This is a genomic window from uncultured Campylobacter sp. (assembly GCF_938045225.1).
Taxonomy (GTDB): domain Bacteria; phylum Campylobacterota; class Campylobacteria; order Campylobacterales; family Campylobacteraceae; genus Campylobacter_A.
Genome location: NZ_CALINL010000164.1, coordinates 1 through 1205, shown reverse-complemented (window position 1 = coordinate 1205; position 1205 = coordinate 1). Strand labels below are relative to the sequence as shown.

The 1205-nt window shown below is 49.5% G+C and carries 1 protein-coding gene; it reads right to left on the bottom strand.

Annotated features, from left to right (window positions below; all coding sequences use genetic code 11):
- A partial coding sequence (locus Q0200_RS06155; protein ID WP_297939076.1) for a DegT/DnrJ/EryC1/StrS aminotransferase family protein occupies window positions 1-846 on the bottom strand: 846 nt, incomplete at its 3' end.
- Between the last annotated feature and the right edge of the window lie 359 nt (window positions 847-1205).

Below are 1205 nucleotides of genomic sequence, written 5' to 3'. Positions count from 1 at the left end.
CGGTAGCGAGACATGCGGGCAGTCTGCGAGCTCTTTGTCGTAGATGGCGGCGATCTGTCTGCGTCGCGCGATAAATTTATCCGTTTTTTCAAACTGAGCCACAGCATACGCAGCGCAAAGCCCGGTGAGGTCATACTTCACGCCGATGTCGACGACGTCGTAGACGTAGCCTAGATTGCCGTCTTTGTCTATGCCGCCTTTTATGATCGCGTGGTTTCGCAGCAATCTAGCGCGCTCGGCGACCGCGTCGTCGTCGGTTAGCATAAAGCCGGCCGTTGCGATCGGGTTAGTTAGCTGCGAATGCACGTTAAAGCAAGAGATGAGCGAGCGGCTATCGGAGCCGATTTTAACTCCGTTATAGGTTAGGCCGACGGACTTGCCAGCGTCATCGAGCACCTTTACGTCGTACTCCTGCGCGATAGCGTAGATCTCGTCCATATCAGACGCCTGTCCCGCGACGTGGTTTACGAATATACCTTTTAGTTTTTTGTGATTGTGCACTTTTAGCGTATTTCGCAGTGACTCGGCGTTCATGTTAAAGTCGTCTTCGTTGATGTCGACGAATATCGGCTCGGCGTCAAAGTGTCTAATCGCCTGCGCCACGCTCGGAGTGGAGTTTACCGAGCAGATAATCTTGTCGCCGCGTTTTAGATCCATCGAGCAAAGCGCCAAATGGTGGGCGGCGCTGTTGTTATTTGTAGTGACGGCATGCTTTACGCCAAAATACTCCCTAAGCTCGGACTCCAGCCTATCCACGATCTCCGAACCGTGGTCTTTTAAGGCTTCTTTGATGAGCGCGGTTTCGGCCTCGTCGATGGTCGGTCGATAAAACGCTATCTCTTCCATTGTGCCTCCTTGTTTTTTATTTTTATCTTACCTTGAATTACGTTTCTTTTTTAAATTTACTTTTGCGCCGATATTCGGACGGCTTTTATTTATTTTTAGCCGAGCCTTCCTCTGCTACTTTTAGCAAACTTATTGCGACTCTACCGTCAAATTTCACCGTTTTTGACTTTCAAAACCTCAGCCAAATTTATCGCCGTAGCCGTAAATTTAGCTCAAATTTTACTCGCCGTTCACGCTAGCAATCGGCGGCAGCGAGAGTTTAAATTTATTTGCTCTCATCCTTGAAAACACCGTCGCGACCAGCTTTGGATCAAATTCTCGCGCTAATTCGGCCTCGCTTTTACTCTGCGCCAGACGCA